At 54.0% G+C, this 17,991-nt stretch carries 19 protein-coding genes; 13 read left to right on the top strand and 6 right to left on the bottom strand.

Going from position 1 to position 17,991, the window contains the following annotated elements; translation table 11 throughout:
- Window positions 1-3 precede the first annotated feature (3 nt).
- Both dprA and tldD read right to left on the bottom strand, forming a co-directional pair.
- A complete protein-coding gene (gene dprA / locus JXQ85_RS13560) occupies window positions 4-1,155 on the bottom strand; it encodes a DNA-processing protein DprA (protein ID WP_421749474.1) in 1,152 nt (383 codons plus the stop codon).
- 85 nt (window positions 1,156-1,240) lie between these two features.
- Window positions 1,241-2,659, bottom strand: a complete 1,419-nt coding sequence (gene tldD / locus JXQ85_RS13555; protein WP_421749473.1) for a metalloprotease TldD — start codon at window positions 2,657-2,659, stop codon at window positions 1,241-1,243.
- A 216-nt stretch (window positions 2,660-2,875) separates the two neighbouring features.
- Here tldD and coxB point away from each other — a divergent pair, with 216 nt between their 5' ends.
- The 12 genes from coxB (at window position 2,876) to JXQ85_RS13495 (ending at window position 13,290) form a co-directional block, all read left to right on the top strand.
- Window positions 2,876-3,784 carry a cytochrome c oxidase subunit II gene (gene coxB, locus JXQ85_RS13550; RefSeq protein WP_421749472.1) on the top strand — a complete coding sequence of 303 codons (909 nt, stop codon included), beginning with the start codon at window positions 2,876-2,878 and terminating at the stop codon, window positions 3,782-3,784.
- Window positions 3,785-3,882: 98 nt separating this feature from the next.
- Entirely contained in the window at window positions 3,883-4,821 is a 939-nt protein-coding gene (cyoE, locus tag JXQ85_RS13545) for a heme o synthase (RefSeq protein WP_421749471.1), read from the top strand.
- 1 nt (window position 4,822) lies between these two features.
- Window positions 4,823-4,993 carry a hypothetical protein gene (locus JXQ85_RS13540; protein WP_265020308.1) on the top strand — a complete coding sequence of 57 codons (171 nt, stop codon included), beginning with the start codon at window positions 4,823-4,825 and terminating at the stop codon, window positions 4,991-4,993.
- Window positions 4,986-5,582, top strand: a complete 597-nt coding sequence (locus tag JXQ85_RS13535; RefSeq protein WP_421749470.1) for a cytochrome c oxidase assembly protein — start codon at window positions 4,986-4,988, stop codon at window positions 5,580-5,582. Before JXQ85_RS13540 ends, JXQ85_RS13535 begins: the two co-directional genes overlap by 8 nt.
- 6 nt (window positions 5,583-5,588) lie before the next feature.
- Complete coding sequence (locus JXQ85_RS13530; RefSeq protein ID WP_421749469.1) at window positions 5,589-6,389, top strand: cytochrome c oxidase subunit 3; 801 nt, start codon at window positions 5,589-5,591, stop codon at window positions 6,387-6,389.
- 102 nt (window positions 6,390-6,491) lie between these two features.
- Window positions 6,492-7,169, top strand: a complete 678-nt coding sequence (locus JXQ85_RS13525) for an SURF1 family protein (RefSeq protein WP_421749835.1) — start codon at window positions 6,492-6,494, stop codon at window positions 7,167-7,169.
- A gap of 5 nt (window positions 7,170-7,174) precedes the next feature.
- Window positions 7,175-8,563, top strand: coding sequence for a threonine synthase (thrC, locus tag JXQ85_RS13520; RefSeq protein WP_421749468.1), 1,389 nt, complete (start codon window positions 7,175-7,177; stop codon window positions 8,561-8,563).
- Window positions 8,560-9,822 carry a M16 family metallopeptidase gene (locus tag JXQ85_RS13515; protein ID WP_421749467.1) on the top strand — a complete coding sequence of 421 codons (1,263 nt, stop codon included), beginning with the start codon at window positions 8,560-8,562 and terminating at the stop codon, window positions 9,820-9,822. Before thrC ends, JXQ85_RS13515 begins: the two co-directional genes overlap by 4 nt.
- Window positions 9,822-10,406, top strand: a complete 585-nt coding sequence (locus tag JXQ85_RS13510) for a GNAT family N-acetyltransferase (protein ID WP_421749466.1) — start codon at window positions 9,822-9,824, stop codon at window positions 10,404-10,406. Before JXQ85_RS13515 ends, JXQ85_RS13510 begins: the two co-directional genes overlap by 1 nt.
- 48 nt (window positions 10,407-10,454) lie before the next feature.
- Complete coding sequence (locus JXQ85_RS13505; protein WP_421749465.1) at window positions 10,455-11,276, top strand: MBL fold metallo-hydrolase; 822 nt, start codon at window positions 10,455-10,457, stop codon at window positions 11,274-11,276.
- 36 nt (window positions 11,277-11,312) lie between these two features.
- A complete protein-coding gene (locus tag JXQ85_RS13500) occupies window positions 11,313-11,858 on the top strand; it encodes a DUF1697 domain-containing protein (protein WP_421749464.1) in 546 nt (181 codons plus the stop codon).
- 16 nt (window positions 11,859-11,874) lie between these two features.
- Window positions 11,875-13,290: an FAD-binding oxidoreductase gene (locus JXQ85_RS13495; RefSeq protein WP_421749463.1), complete on the top strand. Its 1,416-nt coding sequence runs from the start codon at window positions 11,875-11,877 to the stop codon at window positions 13,288-13,290.
- Here JXQ85_RS13495 and JXQ85_RS13490 read toward each other — a convergent pair.
- From JXQ85_RS13490 to JXQ85_RS13475, 4 genes are all read right to left on the bottom strand, one after another.
- A complete protein-coding gene (locus JXQ85_RS13490; protein ID WP_421749462.1) occupies window positions 13,287-13,826 on the bottom strand; it encodes an adenine phosphoribosyltransferase in 540 nt (179 codons plus the stop codon). The genes JXQ85_RS13495 and JXQ85_RS13490 overlap by 4 nt on opposite strands.
- A gap of 120 nt (window positions 13,827-13,946) precedes the next feature.
- Window positions 13,947-14,573 (bottom strand): LysE family translocator, encoded by a 627-nt coding sequence (locus tag JXQ85_RS13485; RefSeq protein WP_421749461.1) that lies wholly within the window; start codon window positions 14,571-14,573, stop codon window positions 13,947-13,949.
- Window positions 14,574-14,636: 63 nt separating this feature from the next.
- A complete protein-coding gene (locus JXQ85_RS13480) occupies window positions 14,637-15,512 on the bottom strand; it encodes an S-methyl-5'-thioadenosine phosphorylase (protein ID WP_421749460.1) in 876 nt (291 codons plus the stop codon).
- A gap of 70 nt (window positions 15,513-15,582) precedes the next feature.
- Window positions 15,583-16,134 carry a hypothetical protein gene (locus JXQ85_RS13475; RefSeq protein ID WP_421749459.1) on the bottom strand — a complete coding sequence of 184 codons (552 nt, stop codon included), beginning with the start codon at window positions 16,132-16,134 and terminating at the stop codon, window positions 15,583-15,585.
- A 147-nt stretch (window positions 16,135-16,281) separates the two neighbouring features.
- Here JXQ85_RS13475 and JXQ85_RS13470 point away from each other — a divergent pair, with 147 nt between their 5' ends.
- Entirely contained in the window at window positions 16,282-17,922 is a 1,641-nt protein-coding gene (locus JXQ85_RS13470; RefSeq protein WP_421749458.1) for a SulP family inorganic anion transporter, read from the top strand.
- Window positions 17,923-17,991: the final 69 nt, after the last annotated feature.

The following is a 17,991-nucleotide window of genomic DNA, read 5'->3' as shown; positions in this document are numbered from 1 at the left end:
CTTTTAGCTAATGCGTGTGAGTAGCCCATTTGACGTGCGTAGAATGCGGCCTGCAAGTTCAAGATCTACCAAGGCTGACGCGGTTTGTTCGGTTGGTGTCTGCAGCTCACGTATCAAGCTGTCTTCGGCTATAGGGGCATGGCTGACGCGGTCAATGATTTGGCGGTGTAGCAAAGCGGTATCTCGCAAAGTCGTCGGTTTAAGCGGTGATGGAATGTCTAATCTCAATTCTTGTTGAGCAGCCTCAAGCGCAATCGGAGCAATCGGAGCAAGGGCCTCAATAACATCAGCGCCAGACCGAATGAGCGTTGCGCCATCTCGGATCAACATGTTGCACCCCGACGCGCGGCTTTCTATTGGATGCCCCGGAACCGCAAAGACATCGCGCCCCTGATCCAATGCGTTCTTTGCAGTGATCAGCGTGCCTGATTTGGCGGAAGCTTCAACCACGACGACCGCTTTGGACAGGCCAGAAATAATGCGATTGCGCTGAGGAAAGTGCCGCGCGCGCGGCTGTAGCCCCATAGGTTGTTCTGATAGGATCAGGCCCTTTTCGCCAATCTGTTTTGCTAGCTCGCTGTTTTCCACGGGGTAGATCACATCAATGCCACCACCAAAGACAGCAATCGTGCCAGACTCCAGACTGGCCGCATGGGCCGCCGCATCAATTCCACGCGCCATGCCACTGACAATGACATGGCCCCGTTGACCTATGTCCTTTGCCATTGATCGGGCCATTCGCGTGCCCAATGATGAAGCATTGCGTGCCCCGACCAGCGCGATCTGTGGACGCATTAAAAGTGACGTATCCCCGAACGCCCAAAGCAAAGGCGGCGCATCTGGTAGATCATAGAGGGCTTCTGGATAGGTGAGCGTGCCATGAAACAAGGGGACTGCACCAAACCTCTTTGCGGCCTCCATTTCTCGGATCGCAACAACTGCCTCACACGGCGCATAATCTTTGACACTGGCCTCTTTTGCGATGTTTGGCAGCTCGTCAAACGCCGCTGCAACGTTGCCAAATTCACGCAGCAAACGATGAAAGGTGGCTGGGCCAACCCGGCGGGATCGCAAGAGGCGAAGCCAGAGAATTCTGTCTTCTTCCGAGGTGGGTGGGAGTTGGGGGTGATTGGAAGAATGTTTGCCGTCGGTCATCCGTGACTCCGCCTGCTTGCGGAATCACTATGGGATGAACTCAGTTAATGAGCGGTAAAGCTACTTTGAATAAAACTGGCGGAACCTAAGTTGCAGATCCACCCACTGTCAAACCGCCCATCAAAACTGTCGGTTGCCCAACACCCACCGGCACCCATTGCCCTTGTTTGCCGCAATTGCCCATGCCCGGATCCAGCGCCATGTCATTCCCTAGCGCTTTGATCTGCATCATCGCCGTTGCGCCATCGCCGATCAGGGTTGCGCCTTTCACTGGCGCGCCAACTTTGCCGTTTTTAACGTGATAGGCTTCGGTGCAGGAAAAGACGAACTTGCCATTGGTAATGTCCACCTGACCGCCGCCAAATCCCACGGCGTAGATGCCGTCTTTCAATGACGCGACCAGATCAGCGGGATTGGCGTCTCCGCCTGCCATATACGTATTGGTCATGCGCGGCATTGGGGCATGAGCGTAGCTTTGACGTCGCCCGTTGCCAGTCGGAGCCACACCCATCAGGCGCGCGTTCTGGCGATCCTGCATATAGCCTTTCAGGATGCCGTCTTCGATCAGCACATTTTTACCAGACGGGGTGCCTTCGTCGTCTACCGTCAAAGACCCGCGACGATCTGGAATGGTGCCATCGTCAATCACGGTCACGCCTTTAGAGGCCACCTGTTCGCCCACACGGCCAGAGAAGTTTGAGCTGCCCTTGCGATTGAAATCCCCTTCAAGACCGTGGCCAACAGCTTCGTGCAGCAAAATACCCGGCCAACCCGGCCCAAGCACGACTTCCATTTGACCTGCGGGGGCAGGGATCGCGTCTAGGTTCACGTTGGCAACGCGCAGAGCCTCGCGCGCTTTGGCCTGCCAGTCTTTTGGGTCCATCAACCCATCCAGACCCAAGCGGCCACCACCTCCGGCGCTGCCGCTTTCGCGACGGCCGTCTTTTTCAACAATCACCGAGACATTCAGTCGAGCCATCGGTCGTGTATCCATAATCCGCGTGCCATCGGGACGCAGAATGACCAACTCTTGGATCGAGGCCGCCATCGAAGCGCTGACCTGTACAACCCGCGGATCGAGATCGCGTACAAAAGCATCGATCTCGCGCAGGGTTTCAATTTTGACAGGGAAGGGCGCTCCAGAAATGGGATCTTCGTCGGTGTAGAGCTTGCGATTTGTCGGCAGCGGACCATCAGCGTAAGTGCCACCACCATTCCCGACCGCCAAGCGCGCTGTTGCAACGGCGCGCTTGAGAGCTGCTTCGGAGATTTCGCTGGAATGCGCGTAGCCCGCAACCTCGCCGTTCACGGCGCGCAGTCCGAATCCCTCTGATGCGTCATAGCTCGCGGTTTTGATCCGCCCGTCGTCAAAAACCAGTCCCTCGGCCCGACGACGTTCTAGATATAGCTCGCCATCTTCGGCACCATCTGTGGCTTCGCGTAGCATTTTAAGGGCGCTGCCCTCATCGAGCGTTGTCTCAAATGGGTTGAATTTGCTCTGCATGGGGCGCTCCTGCCATTGGTTATTTGATCTGAACCCAGCAAAAAACCGGGAGGAATTTTGATATAAATCAAAAAAGCGTCTGTTTGACGCAAGCATATTCCTTTATCTGCGCCTCAGAATATGGTTCATAGCACCGACAAAACAATGGGATTCCGTCCATGTGGTAGGAATCTCCCCGCAGTACACGACCAAATACGCAACCGATCAGGGTGACACATGCGAATTCTTTCGACCCTCATGGGCCTCTGGGCAGCTTTTTCCGCGCTTCCAGCACTTGCTCAAGACGCCGAACATCTCGGCAAACCAGTAGACAAAGCACTTGGCTTCCAGCCAGCAGTCACCGAACTGTCTCGTGACATTCAGTCTCTGGACAACATGATCAACTACATCATCTTCGCGATTGTTATCTTTGTGGCAGCGCTTCTGGTGTATTGCATGGTGCGCTTTAACCAACGCTCCAACCCGACACCTTCCAAGTTCACACACCACACACCAATCGAAATCGCTTGGACCATTATTCCTATTCTGGTTCTGGTCTTCATCGGTGCTTTCTCTTTGCCAGTTCTTTTCAAGCAGCAAGAGATCCCTGAGGGTGAACTGTACATCAAAGTGACCGGCCACCAGTGGTACTGGACTTATGAATACCCAGAGCAAGAGCTGGAATTTGACAGCTATATGCTCGGCCACCCAGCGACTTTGGGTGAGGGTGACGAAGGCATTGAGCCGTTCGTGCTGAACGACGCAATGCGCGCCAAGCTCGTTGAAACCGGCTACCAGGAAGACGAATTCCTACTGGCGACAGACACACGTGTGATCGTGCCTGTTGATACTGTTGTTGTGATGGGCATCACAGCGGATGACGTGATCCACTCTTGGACCATCCCATCCTTTGGTGTGAAACAAGACGCTGTACCTGGCCGTTTGGCACAGCTTTGGTTCGAAGCAGAGCAAGAGGGCGTGTACTTCGGTCAGTGTTCTGAGCTTTGCGGTAAAGACCACGCTTATATGCCAATCACAGTTGAAGTTGTCAGCAAAGAAGCCTTCGCCGCTTGGGTGAAATCTTCTCAGGATCTGGCGTCTAACGATACCGTTGCGCCTACTTTCCAGGTTGCGACTGCAAACTAAGTGACTGATGGGCGCGCGCTCTCGATGCGGCGCGCCCAATCAAAACGACGAATAATCCGTTGGGAGGGCCGGGCCCTTCCTTGTGAACAGGACAGACCATGAGCGACGCCAGCATTCATTCGCAAGCGCAAGAGAACGAGGCCTCTTTCGGGGATTACTTCGCTCTGTTGAAGCCTCGCGTGATGTCCTTGGTGGTCTTCACCGCCATGGTCGGCCTTTTGGCAGCGCCGGGTGGTGTACATCCGTTTATCGCCTTCTGTGCCATTTTGTTCATTGCCATTGGTGGCGGCGCATCCGGCGCGCTGAATATGTGGTATGACGCTGATATCGATCAGGTCATGTCCCGCACCAAGACCCGCCCCATTCCATCTGGTAAGGTCTCTAAGGACGAAGCCTTTGCGATTGGCATGACCCTTTCGGTGATGTCCGTTGTCATGCTTGGCCTTGCAACTAACTGGATCGCTGGCGGTTTTCTGGCCTTCACTATTTTCTTCTACGTGGTGATCTACACCATGTGGCTTAAGCGCTGGACCCCGCAGAACATTGTGATCGGCGGCGCGGCGGGTGCTTTCCCTCCAATGATCGGTTGGGCGGCTGTGACCGGCGGTGTCTCTATCGAGAGCGTACTGATGTTCACGCTGATCTTTATGTGGACTCCACCGCATTTCTGGGCGCTGTGCCTCTTTATGAAATCTGACTACAAGGATGCGGGCGTGCCGATGCTGCATGTGACCCATGGCCGGGCTGTGACCCGCAACCACATCCTTGTGTACACTTTGCTTCTGGCAGCGATTGCTGTTGGCATGGCTTTCACCTCTGTAGGTGGCTGGATCTACCTGACAGTAGCCATTGTCTTGAATGCGATCTTTGTGATTGGAGCCATTTCGATCTGGCGCCGTTCAGATGCGCAGTGTGAAGCAGACAATCACAAGCGCGAGAAAAGCTTTTTTGCATTTTCGCTGCTGTATCTATTCCTGCACTTTGGCGCGATCCTGGCCGAAGTTGCTTTGGCCCCTTATGGCCTTGGAGGCTGGTAATATGAGCTTTCCTGAACAGCACGAAATCCACAAACGCCGCTTTGGTCGCAACCTTGGCGTTGCGCTTGTCCTGGCCGCTTTTGTCGCGTTGCTAATGGGGTTGACCGTTGTCAAAGTTACCCGAGGTGATTTTGAACCTGCATCGATCCAGCAAGGGGCGGACAATGGATAAGAACGCGGAGACCGTTGTAAAACTTGTAGGCGTCGTCGGCATCATGGGCGGTTTGGCCTATGCCTCTGTGCCGTTTTACGACTGGTTCTGCCGTGTGACAGGATTTGGCGGCATCACGCAAGAAGCGGATGCTGGTTCCGAGACCATTCTCGAGAAGACCATCAAAGTCAAATTCGACGCTTCCAAAGATCGCAACATGATGTGGGAATTCAAGCCACAGCAGTTGGAAATGGAAATCAAGATCGGTGAAACTGGTCTGGCGTTCTATGAAGCTTATAACCCAACCGACCGCCCCATCGCAGGGCAGGCGAGCTACAACGTGGCGCCCTATGAGGCCGGTGGGTTCTTTTCCAAGATCGATTGCTTCTGCTTCACAGAGCAGGTGCTGATGCCAGGTGAACGGGTTGATATGCCAGTCACCTTCTTTGTTGATCCCGAGATCGTTGAAGACCGAGACGCGAAATACGTCAAGGAAATCACGTTGAGCTACACGTTCTACGAAATCGATCTCCCCGAAGAAATCGCGGCTTTGACCCAGGAGGGTCAGGCTGTAGAAATAGAAACTAAAGAAACCTCCAACGAGGGATAACTCCACATGGCGCACGCTAAAAACCACGATTATCACATTTTGCCGCCGTCGATCCTGCCTTTCATGGGTTCGGTCGCTGGCTTCTTTATGCTGTTTGGCGCAGTTCTAATGTTCAAGGACATGGGTTCTTGGCTGTTCCTGATGGGCCTTGCTGGCGTTTTGTACGTCATGTTTGCTTGGTGGTCTGAAGTCACCAAAGAAGGCCAAACAGGCGACCACACACCGGTTGTTCAAATCGGCCTGCGCTACGGCTTTATCCTTTTCGTGATGTCCGAAGTCATGTTCTTCGCAGCATGGTTCTGGAGCTTCTTCAAACACGCGATCTACCCAATGGGCCCAGACAGCCCAGCGATTGACGGTGTGTTTCCACCAGCGGGTATCGAAACATTTGACCCATGGCACCTGCCACTGATCAACACCCTGATCCTACTTTGCTCTGGCTGTGCCGCGACTTGGGCGCACCACGCTCTGGCGCATGAAGACAACCGTCGTGACATGAAAAACGGTCTGATCGTTGCCATCGTTCTGGGTGTTTTCTTCACCATCCTACAGGCTTACGAATATAGCCACGCGGCGTTCGGCTTCTCTGGTTCCATCTATGCTGCGAACTTCTTCATGGCGACTGGTTTCCACGGTGCACACGTTCTGATCGGGACAATCTTCCTGTTCGTTTGCCTGATGCGTCTGCAGCGCGGTCACTTTACCAAAACGCACCACGTGGGTTTTGAAGCGGCTGCTTGGTACTGGCACTTCGTTGACGTGGTATGGCTGTTCCTATTTGCAGCTGTCTACATCTGGGGTCAGTAAGCCCTGAATGGCTGCAAAAGGTTGCACCTTTTGACCGGATAAGTTTATAGCAAACCGCGGCGTGTTCATGCGCCGCGGTTTTGTCTTTTTGAGGCTTCGAGCATCTTGCGCCGTCTTTTCCTTCCCTTGTTCTTTGGCATTCTTGGCACGGCAATCCTGCTGTGGCTTGGTACTTGGCAAGTGCAACGATTGGCTTGGAAAGAGTCAGTTCTTGCTGAGATCAATGCGCGCATCGCTGACGCGCCTGTCTCTATCCCGCAGAGCCCTGATGCCAAAGCGGATCGTTACCTGCCTGTGGAAGGTGAAGGGCAGATCACCACCGACGAAATCCACGTCCTAGCCTCTAGTAAAAAGACCGGTGCGATTTATCGTGTGGTCTCGGCTTTTGAAACGGATGGCCGACGTTTGATGGTGGATCGCGGATGGATCAAACCAAATCAAAAAGACACACCACGTGCGTCCTTTGAAACGCACATCATTGGCAACCTGCATTGGCCCGATGAAATCGACAGTTATACGCCTGCTCCCGATGTCGGTAAAAACATCTGGTTCGCGCGGGATGTGGCCGCCATGGCCGAGGTTCTAAACGCTGAACCCATCCTCATAGTCCTGCGCGAAAACACCGCAAATAATACCGACGTGACGCCTTTTCCGGTAACTGCGTCGGGCATTCCCAATGATCACTTGCAATACGCGGTTACATGGTTCGGACTGGCACTGGTCTGGGTCTCCATGACGCTGTATTACCTGCGCCGCATGCGCACACGAGAAAAGGTTTAATCGCCGTGAAATATGTCTCTACTCGGGGTAATGCCCCAGAACTTAGCTTTGCAGAAGCCATGCTGACGGGCCTCGCCCGTGATGGGGGCCTTTATGTGCCCAAGAAAATTCCGACGTTCTCGCAAGACGAGATCGCGGCGATGGCAGGCCTGCCATATGAAGAGATCGCTTTCCGCGTGATGAAGCCGTTCATCGGCGAAAGCTTCACGGATGAAGAATTCAAAGGCATCATTGAGCGCGCCTATGCTGGATTCCGCCACGATGCGCGTGCGCCATTGGTGCAGATGGGGCCTAACCACTACCTGATGGAGCTGTTCCACGGTCCAACTTTGGCGTTCAAAGACTTTGCAATGCAATTGATCGGCCAGCTCTTTCAATTTGAGCTTTCTCGACGTGGCGAGCGTGTAACCATCGTCGGCGCGACCTCCGGTGACACCGGCTCTGCTGCGATGGAAGCCTTCCGTGGTCTGGATAACGTGGATGTCTTTATCCTGTATCCAGATGGGCGCACATCTGACATTCAACGCAAACAGATGACCACTCCGGCAGATGACAACGTGCATGCGTTGGCGTTGGAAGGGGATTTTGACGATTGCCAAGCGCGCGTCAAAGACATGTTTAACGACTTTGAGTTCCGCGACGGCGTAAAGCTGGCAGGTGTTAACTCCATCAACTGCGCCCGGGTTCTGGCGCAGGTGGTCTATTACTTCTCATCTGCGACCTCCCTTGGTGCGCCGCATCGCAAAGTCAGCTTCACCGTGCCAACCGGCAACTTCGGTGATATCTTTGCGGGCTTTATTGCCAAGCAAATGGGTCTTCCGATCGACAAGCTGGTGATTGCGACCAACCAGAACGACATCCTGCACCGCACAATGGAAACCGGCGCTTACACCAAAGGTGGCGTCACACCGTCTATCAGCCCGTCTATGGACATACAGGTCAGCTCTAACTTCGAGCGCGCACTGTTCTATGCCTATGATCGCGACGGCGAAGCTGTGGCGCAATTGATGGAAGAACTGAAAGACGGTTCCTTCACCATCAGCCAAGGTGCCATGGAAATGTTGCGTGAAAACTTCACCAGCGGCCGTGCCTCTGAAGAAGAGACCACTGCAACCATCAAAGCAGAATTCAAAAACACTGGCGAAGTGCTTTGCCCTCACTCAGCAGTTGGCGTAAAGGTGGCGAATGAGCAGCTTTCTGATACGCCAATGATCACTCTGGCCACCGCCCACCCGGCGAAGTTCCCAGATGCGGTTGAGGATGCCATGGGTGCCCGTCCGGGCTTGCCGCCGCATATGGCGGACCTGATGGATCGTGAAGAGCGGCTCTGCAAAGTGCCAAATCAATTGGCACTTCTGCAAACCATCATCAAAGACCGGATCGCCGCGCGTTGACAGTAAAACTACACACTCTTTCAAATGGTTTCCGTATTGTGACCGAGCATATGCCCGGCTTGCAATCAGCCTCAATTGGCATTTGGGTTACAGCCGGGGGGCGTCACGAGACGCCCCAACAAAACGGCATTGCCCATTTTCTAGAGCATATGGCCTTTAAAGGCACAAAGCGCCGGAATGCTCTACAGATCGCGGAAGCCATCGAAGATGTTGGGGGCTATATCAACGCCTACACAAGTCGCGAAGTCACTGCTTATTATGCACGTGTTCTAAAGAATGATGTGCCTCTGGCGATGGACGTGATTGGCGATATCCTCTTGAACCCGGTGTTTGATCAGCGTGAAATAGAGGTCGAACGCGGGGTGATCCTGCAAGAGATAGGTCAAGCGCTCGATACGCCAGACGATGTGATCTTTGACTGGCTGCAGGAACGCGCTTACCCGGATCAACCGATGGGTCGCACCATTCTGGGTCCAGAAGAGCGTGTGAAAGCTTTTGGTCGCGAAGACCTCAGTGGCTTTATCGGTCAACATTATGGGCCAGAACGCATGGTTCTGGCGGCAGCTGGTGGCGTAGATCACGATGAAATCGTGAAGCTGGCTGAAGAGATGTTTGGTCATATGACGCCGGGCAGCAAATTGATCGACACACCTGCGCGCTTTGCAGGGGGCGAATACCGCCGCGAGAAATCTTTAGAGCAGGCGCATTTTGCGTTGGGTCTGGAAAGTCCTGACTACCGCGATGACAACATTTACAAAGCACAGATTTATTCTGTGGCTTTGGGTGGGGGCATGTCCTCACGTCTTTTCCAAGAAGTGCGCGAAAAACGCGGTCTTTGCTACACGATCTATGCCTCCACCGGAGCCTATTCAGACAGTGGTATGACCACGATCTATGCGGGCACCTCAGGCGAGCAAATCGGCGAGCTGGCGGCCATCACCATTGACGAGCTCAAACGCGCTGCCGATGATATGTCGCCTAAGGAAATCGACCGTGCGCGGGTACAGATGAAAGCGGGCATGCTGATGGGGCTGGAAAGCCCGTCAAGCCGTGCCGAGCGTCTGGCGCGCATGGTTGGGATCTGGGGCCGGGTGCCGGGGCTTGAGGAAACGGTCGAGAAAATCGATGCCGTGACCAACGAGGATGTCCGGACCTTTGCCGAGCATATGGCCACACAAGCCCGCGCCGCTTTGGCGCTTTATGGGCCGGTGACCAATGCACCTGATTTGGACCAACTGCAGGAGAGGCGTGCGGCTTGATGCTTCTGAGCAGGAAGAAAGTCCGCATTGAGACCGAACGACTAACGCTTCGGCCTCCGGTGCATTCTGATTTCCGCGAATGGGCGTGGTTGCGCGAAAGCAGCGCGGATTACCTGATCCCATGGGAGCCAAAATGGGCGCATGATCATCTGATCCGTAAGAACTTCACCAACCGTGTCTATTGGGCGCAGCGGTCCATTAACAATGGCTCTGCAATGCCTCTGTTTATGATAGATCGTGAGCTGGATGCGATTGTTGGGGCAATAACGCTGGACAATATCCGCCGTGGCCCTGCGCAATCGGGGACCTTGGGGTATTGGACTGGGCAGAAACATGCCCGCAAAGGTTATATGCGCGAAGCAATCGAAGCCGTGACCCATTATGCGTTTCACCAAATGGATCTCAGCCGTCTCGAAGCGGCTTGCCTGCCGGAAAACACACCGAGCCGTGCTTTGTTAGAGCGGTCTGGGTTCAAATACGAAGGTGTGGCGCAAAGCTATCTGCAGATCAACGGGCGATGGCGAACCCATGTGCTTTATGCCTGCCTGCGCAGCGACCGCCGAGGGCGTACAACCGCCGGCTAGTCCCGATATGCACTAATTTGTGCTATCCTCTTTTCTGGAGGATCGATCATGCGCGCGTTTATAGTCTTTCTATTGTCTTTGTTCTGGGCCCCCTTGGCCTTTGCTCAAGAGCGACAACCCAGCCATTGTATCGCCATTGCAGATGCCCTGCCGGGTGTTGAATTCATCCACCGCGCTGCATTCGATGACCCGGTGGCGCAAGATAGTCTTCGCATTCGCTATATCACCCATGCGGCTTTTCTAGTTCTCAGCGAGGGCGGCGCCTCTGCGGTGACGGATTTCACTGGCTACATTGGTAATGTGCCCTTTCTGCCGGATGTGGTCACGATGAACATTGGGCATGACAGCCATTGGACGCCGTCGCCCGATCCGGCCATTCCGCATGTGTTAAAAGGCTGGGGCAATGGCAGCGAAGGGGCGGAACACCACCTGACGGTCAAGGATATGTTGATCCGTAATGTGCCCACAGACATCCGCCGTGCAGGTGGCGTTGGGATCAAGGGCAATTCGATCTTTGTCTTTGAAGCCGCCGGGCTTTGTGTAGGGCATCTTGGCCATCTGCACCACGAACCGGATGACGCGCAATATGCTGCCCTAGGGCGGCTGGATGTGGTGATGGCTGCTGTGGACGGTGGTCGAACCTTGGATCTGCCTTCTATGAAACGTGTTCTGAATCGGTTGAAGGCTTCGGTTGTGATCCCGATGCATTGGTTTGGAACGGGCACGTTGAACCAATTCCTATCTGATATGTCAGACAGCTATCTGGTTGAAAACAAAGGAGACCATGCGCTCGAAATCTCACTGCGCACGCTGCCTGATCGGCCTACCATTGTCGTATTGCAGCCCAAATATTTGATGGTTGAAGAATAACCTCGACCTGCGACGCGGGCATGATATCCCTTCGCTATGGAAACTTTGATTATACTTTTGCGGGGCGTGAATGTGGGCGGCGCTGGCAAGCTGTCAATGACAGAGCTGCGTAAAAACCTTAAGGACGCAGGGTATCATGGCGCCAAGACCTATATTCAGACCGGTAATATAATCCTGCGCAGCGATCGGAAACACGTGGCGGTTCTAACCGAGGTGCAGGACCTCATAGAAGCGAACTTTGGCTTCCGACCGAGTGGTCTTGTGCTAACGGTTCCAGCCCTAGAGGCCGCGATTACCACCAGCCCCTTCACAGTTGAGGACAAACGCTTTTTGCACTTGGTGTTTCTAAGTGCAGGCGCGCAATTGGATGCTGAAGGGTTACGATCCCACTGTACTGCAGAGGAAGAGTTTCATCTGGATCAGCAGTGCTTTTATCTCGCCACGCCAAATGGCTATGGACGATCCAAGGCTGCAGAGAAACTGGACAAACACTTGATCGCAGACGTAAAAACCGCAAGAAACTTGAATTCCTGCGAAAAGATCTTAGCACTCGCCAATACGTTGGCGCATTCGGTTGCTTAAAAGGTAAAGGCCTGAAATGACTCTGAACCCTGCCGATAAGGCCTTTCTCGATAAGCTGGAAAATCAATTACCAGCGGGCACTTTGAAATCTGCAGAACCTCGCTATTTGGAAGAACCGCGTGGCCGCGCAAAGGGCATTGCTGCAGCGGTGGCTTTGCCGCGCAACGCTAAAGAGGTTGCAATCATTCTCAAGGCTTGCAATGCGGCGTCAGCGCCTGTCATTCCCTATGGCGGAGGCACCGGGCTTGTTGGTGGGCAGGTTTCCGAGGACCTGCCATCCCCTATAGTGATTTCGCTTGAACGTATGCGCAAAGTACTTGCTGTAAACCCAGACTCCAACGTGATCGAAGTCGAAGCAGGCTGCATTCTGTCTGACGTTCAAGATGCGGCTGCCGAGGTTGACCGTCTGTTCCCTCTGTCGCTTGCCGCCAAAGGTACGGCGCAGATTGGTGGAAATCTGGCGACCAACGCCGGTGGGACCAATGTTTTGCGCTATGGCAATGCGCGCGATCTTTGTCTGGGGCTTGAGGCTGTGCTGCCCAACGGTGACATCTGGCACGGGCTTACGCCTTTGCGCAAAGACAACACCGGCTATGATCTGCGAAATCTGTTGATCGGTGCTGAAGGTACATTGGGCGTGATCACTGCGGCATCCTTAAAGCTTTTTGCGCGTCCAGCAGCTTTTGAAACAGCTCTGATGGTGGTCAACGATCCTCAGGCTGCGCTGTCCTTGTTGGCAATGGCGCGCGATATGGTTGGCGAAGCGGTCAGCGGATTTGAGTTAATGTCGCGACAAGCATTAGAGTTCCTTGCTGTGACCATGCCGGATGTCAGGCAGCCTTTTGCTGATCATCCAGAGTGGTTTGTTCTACTGGACTTTGGTTTGAGCCGGGCCCAAAGCGGGCAGGGCGCAATGGAGGACCTCTTTGAAGCTGCCTTGGAAGCCGAACTGGTCAACGATGGTTTCATCGCCGCTTCCGAGCAACAACGTGAAGATTTTTGGAATCTTCGGGAATCCATTCCATTGGCGAACCGGGTGATTGGATCAATCAGCAGTCATGATGTGTCGTTGCCGTTGGACAAGCTGCCGGAGTTTATTGTGGCTGGGCAAAAGATCATCGAAGAATTTGGATTGCGGTTGAATTGCTTTGGTCATCTTGGTGACGGTAATTTGCACTTCAACGCTTTCCCGTCTGAAGGGAAGAATAAAAGCGAATTCAATCATTTGCAGCCAGAAGTGAAAGCAGCAGTACATGATCTTGTGGCACAGTTTGGTGGTTCGTTCAGCGCAGAGCATGGCGTAGGGCGCTTAAAGACCGACGATTTGCTGAAATACGGTGATCCAACAAAAATTGCCGCCATGAAAGCAATCAAGGCGGCATTAGATCCTAACGGGATCATGAACCCCGGTGCGGTGCTGAAAGGGTTTTAAAGCCCTTCAAACTCACACAGAATATTGACGTCCATGCCCATCTCTTCAAGCCGCTTACGGCCACCGAGATCAGGCAGATCGATAATAAAGCTACAGGCGACGATTTCACCACCCAGGCGTTCCACCAGTTTGATGCCAGCCTCTGCTGTACCGCCAGTGGCCAGCAAATCATCGACCACGAGGATTTTCTCACCCGGAGAAATGGCGTCGTCATGCACTTCGACAATCGCCTCACCGTATTCGAGCTTATAGTCCTGAGAAATTGTGGTGCCGGGCAACTTGCCTTTTTTGCGGATAGGTACAAAGCCGACGCTCAGCTGGTGTGCAATTGCGCCGCCTAAGATGAATCCGCGCGCTTCCAATCCCACAACTTTGTCGATCCGTTCGCCAGCATATGGGTGCAGCATCTGGTCGATGGCCATGCGGAAGCCACGCGGATCGGCAAACAAGGTGGTTACATCGCGAAACAAAATGCCTTCATGCGGGAAGTCCGCAATGGTGCGAATATAGTCTTTTACGTCATTGGATTTACGCATCTTCATCCCCGAATTTGGTTTCCTAGGGTTTGGCCTAAGGTGACAATGATGGCAAGTCCCAAGCCGGATCAGATGCCGCGCGGTCTGATCACATCTTTGCCAATAAAGACTTCAATTCGTTCAGTTTGTTCGACGCAGAGTGGCGGTCAGGCCTGCCATTGCGATCAAAGTTACTCCGCCTGCGCGAGTCATCCACATCTGAATGTTTGGGCGGCTGATTTGACCACGCATTGCGTTTGCGCCCAACGCGAACACTAACGCGTTCACCCCTGCAATTCCTACGAATGTTGCGATCAGAATGGCCGCTTGTGGCGCAAATGCTGCCTCCGGTTGGATGAACTGGGGCACGAATGCGATGAAGAAAGTGTTTGATTTCGGGTTCAGTGCGGTCACGGTTGCCAGATCACGAAAGACACGCGCAGGCGGTTGATCTGCCGGTTTGTCAGTCAGCGCCGGTTTGCTGGCGGGGCTGCGCAGCATTTTAATACCAAGGTACAAAAGATAGAGCGCACCCGCCCATTTCAGAACGGTAAAAGCGGTTGCTGAGGCGAGAAACAGGGCGCCAAGCCCGATCACCGAACAAGTCATCGCGATCAAATCACCAGCGGCCACACCCAGTGCTGAGGCCACTGCAACGCTGCGCCCTTGTGTCATGGCGTAGCTAAGGACCAACAAGACTGTTGGACCAGGGATAATCAGGAGTGCGGTAGACGCTGCCGCAAAGGCCAGCCAAAGATCAAATGCCATCGGAACCTCTTAAAACAAGTTACCGAAAGCAAAGACAGCGGAATGCGGCAGCGTCAAGAGGCGTTAGCCGAGAACCCGACCAGCTACCGCGTCAAGTTTCGCCACAACCGCCGGATCGCGGGCATCTGAAGCTGTCAGGATCGCAAATTCCAGCGCCTTGTCACACCCATGTGGGCAGTCTTTGCGTTCGGCACCTAGAAGCTCTGGCAGGCGTTTCACCATATCGCGGGCTTTGTCGGCATTGCCCATCAGGGTTTGGATGATCTGAGTTACGTCAACTTCACCATGATCTGGGTGCCAGCTGTCATAATCGGTGATCATCGCAACGGATGCGTAGCAAAGCTCTGCCTCACGGGCGAGTTTCGCCTCTGGCATATTGGTCATGCCAATGACGTCACAGCCCCAGCTTTCACGGTACATTTTACTTTCAGCTAGGGTGGAGAATTGGGGACCTTCCATAGCCAGATAGGTGCCGCCACGGTGCACGTTGATGCCCGATGCTTTGCCTGCTGTTTCGCAAGCGTCTGACAGACGCGGGCAGGTGGGATGGGCAACGCTGACATGGGCAACGCAGCCTGTGCCAAAGAAGGACTTTTCCCGTGCAACAGTGCGGTCAATGAATTGATCCACAATGACAAAATCGCCCGGTGCCATTTCTTCGCGGAACGACCCGCAGGCAGAGACAGAGATCACATCAGTCACACCGATGCGTTTCAAGGCATCAATATTGGCGCGATAGGGAACGGTTGTCGGCGAATGTTTATGGCCTCGACCATGGCGCGGCAAGAAGGCCATTTTAACGCCATTCAGTGATCCTGTCAGGATCTCATCAGAGGGATCCCCCCAAGGGGTTTCGATCTTAGTCCAATTCGCATCTTCAAGCCCGTCGATATCGTAAATGCCCGAGCCGCCGATCACGGCAATCATTGTGTCTGTCATGACAAATCCTGTCCTGTTGGTTGCCGTATTCTTGGCGAGCAATCCACTGGGATGCAACCAAATCAGTGCTTTAAAGACCGCGAATTTCGCTTTGTTCGGCAAAGTCGGCCATCGCATCGGCAAAGCCCGCGAGCGGCCAGGTTAAGTCCTGTGGATTGCCGTTGCGGTCGCGAAAGGTGAACCGAAAACCCGTACCGTCCTGCATAGCTTGCAGCAATTCATCTGCGTCTTCGCCGTCAAAAGTACAGGACAGCCCAGTCAGGCAGCCTACGCGTCGGGTCTTCCAGATATCTCCGTCAGTCCCTTCGATCCGAAACCCGTTTGGGCCAAAGAGCGTTCCGGTCTCAAGACCGAAATCCACTTCGCGCCCTTCCTCGCCATTGACCACAAAAAAGAATTGCGCCGCGAACTCGGGACGCGGAGAAAAGACATCGACGTAGCGCAGATAACAGCGTTGCTTCAGCGCGCCTGCTTCCCTGCGTTCATCGCAAGAAGACAGGTAAATCCCGAACTGCTCAAAATGCGTCACTTTCCAGTTGCTGGCGGTGTCATTGCCTTCCAAATCCTGAGCCGTTGCCGAAGTCGCCAAAGCCATAGCCAAAGCAGGTAATAGGTGTCGCATCGCTGTCTCCGAAGTTTTGCCAAATCTTTGGGCGCAGCAGCGCAACAGAGCAAATCACGTTCACGCGAAAAGGGCGTGAGGCTTGTGAACTAAGGGGTTTTCCGATACGTGGCGGGCAACGAAGCTTCCTCCCGATTGGATTATCCGATGAAACGCGCAGCATTGGCGAATTTCGCCAAGAATATCTCTCCGCCGAACCTGTCGATCATGCAGGATGAAGGCTGGTCTGTTCCTCGTATCCGCACTGAATTGCTCTCAGGCTTGACTGTGGCTCTAGCTTTGGTGCCAGAGGCCGTTGCCTTTGCCTTTGTGGCTGGGGTTCACCCGTTGGTCGGCCTGTATGCTGCCTTTCTGATTGGTCTGGTGACCGCGGTTTTTGGTGGTCGTCCGGGTATGATTTCGGGTGCGACAGGCGCGTTGGCGGTTGTGATGGTTGCTTTGGTCGCAGAACACGGGGTTGAGTACCTCTTTGCGACCGTTGTCCTGATGGGCATCTTGCAGGTTGTCGCAGGGGTAATGCAGTGGGGGAAATTCATCCGTCTGGTGCCGCATCCGGTGATGTTGGGCTTTGTGAATGGCCTTGCGATTGTTATCTTCCTTGCGCAGCTCACACAGTTCAAAGACCCAGATGATACATCCATGTGGCTGGAAAGCTCTAAGATGATCAGCATGTTGGGCCTGGTTGGTCTGACGATGTTGATTATTTGGGGTCTGCCGAAGATCACGAACGTGATCCCAGCGCCTTTGGCCGGTATTGGCGTCGTTGCTTTGATCGTGATTGGTTTTGGTATCGACGTGCCGACGGTTGGCGATATGGCCTCGATCAAGGGTAACTTCCCAAGCTTCCATAATCCGTTTGGCGAAGGTGCTGGTCTTTACGGCACGCCGCTTGCTCCGTTCAACCTTGAAACACTTCAGATCATCCTGCCTTACGCGGTGATCCTTGCTGCGATTGGCCTGATCGAGAGCCTGCTGACGTTGAACCTTGTTGGTGAAATCACAGGCAAACGCGGCGGTGCGTCACAAGAATGTATTGCCCAAGGTGGTGCGAATATTCTGACCGGTTTCTTTGGCGGTATGGGTGGCTGTGCGATGATTGGTCAGTCCATGATCAACGTGAAATCTGGCGGCCGCACACGGATAGCTGGCATTGTCGCAGCATTGTTCCTGTTGCTATTCATCGTGGCTGCAAGTCCGCTGATCGAGCGCATTCCGCTGGCCGCTTTGGTGGGTGTGATGTTCATGGTTGTGATCGGCACCTTTGCGTGGAACTCAATCAAGATCATGACCAAAGTGCCGTTCACCGATGCGTTTGTGATTGTTCTGGTGACTGTTGTGACTGTGGCGACCGACCTCGCGATTGCGGTGGTTGTCGGTGTGATCGTATCTGCGCTGGCCTATGCATGGAACAACGCCCGTCGTATCCACGCGATTGAACGCGAGTCCGTGACCGACAAAGGCGCTAAGGTTTATGAAATCCAAGGGCCGCTGTTCTTTGGTTCTACAGACGGGTTTGTCGAACTCTTTGACATCGAGAACGATCCAGAGAGCGTCATTGTCGACTTCAAATACAGCCGCGTCGTGGACCAATCTGCCCTGCAAGTAATCGAAGCCGTCGCAGGCAAATACGAGGCCGCAGGCAAGAAACTGACCCTGCGCCACCTCAGTCGCGATTGTCACCAATTGCTGACCAAAGCCGGTCACCTGATGGTCGACAGTCAGGACGATCCTGAATACGGGATCGCGGTGGACTACAGTGTTCGCACAGGCATTCTGGGCAATCACTAAATACGTCGAAATCGACAAAAGATATTGGAAAAACCGAGGTCGCCTGACCTCGGTTTTTTTGTTCTTGCA

It is taken from the genome of Cognatishimia sp., from assembly GCF_049116455.1.
Taxonomy (GTDB): domain Bacteria; phylum Pseudomonadota; class Alphaproteobacteria; order Rhodobacterales; family Rhodobacteraceae; genus Cognatishimia.
The sequence above is the reverse complement of the archived record's forward strand: the minus strand, read 5'-3'. Positions and strand labels throughout refer to the sequence as shown.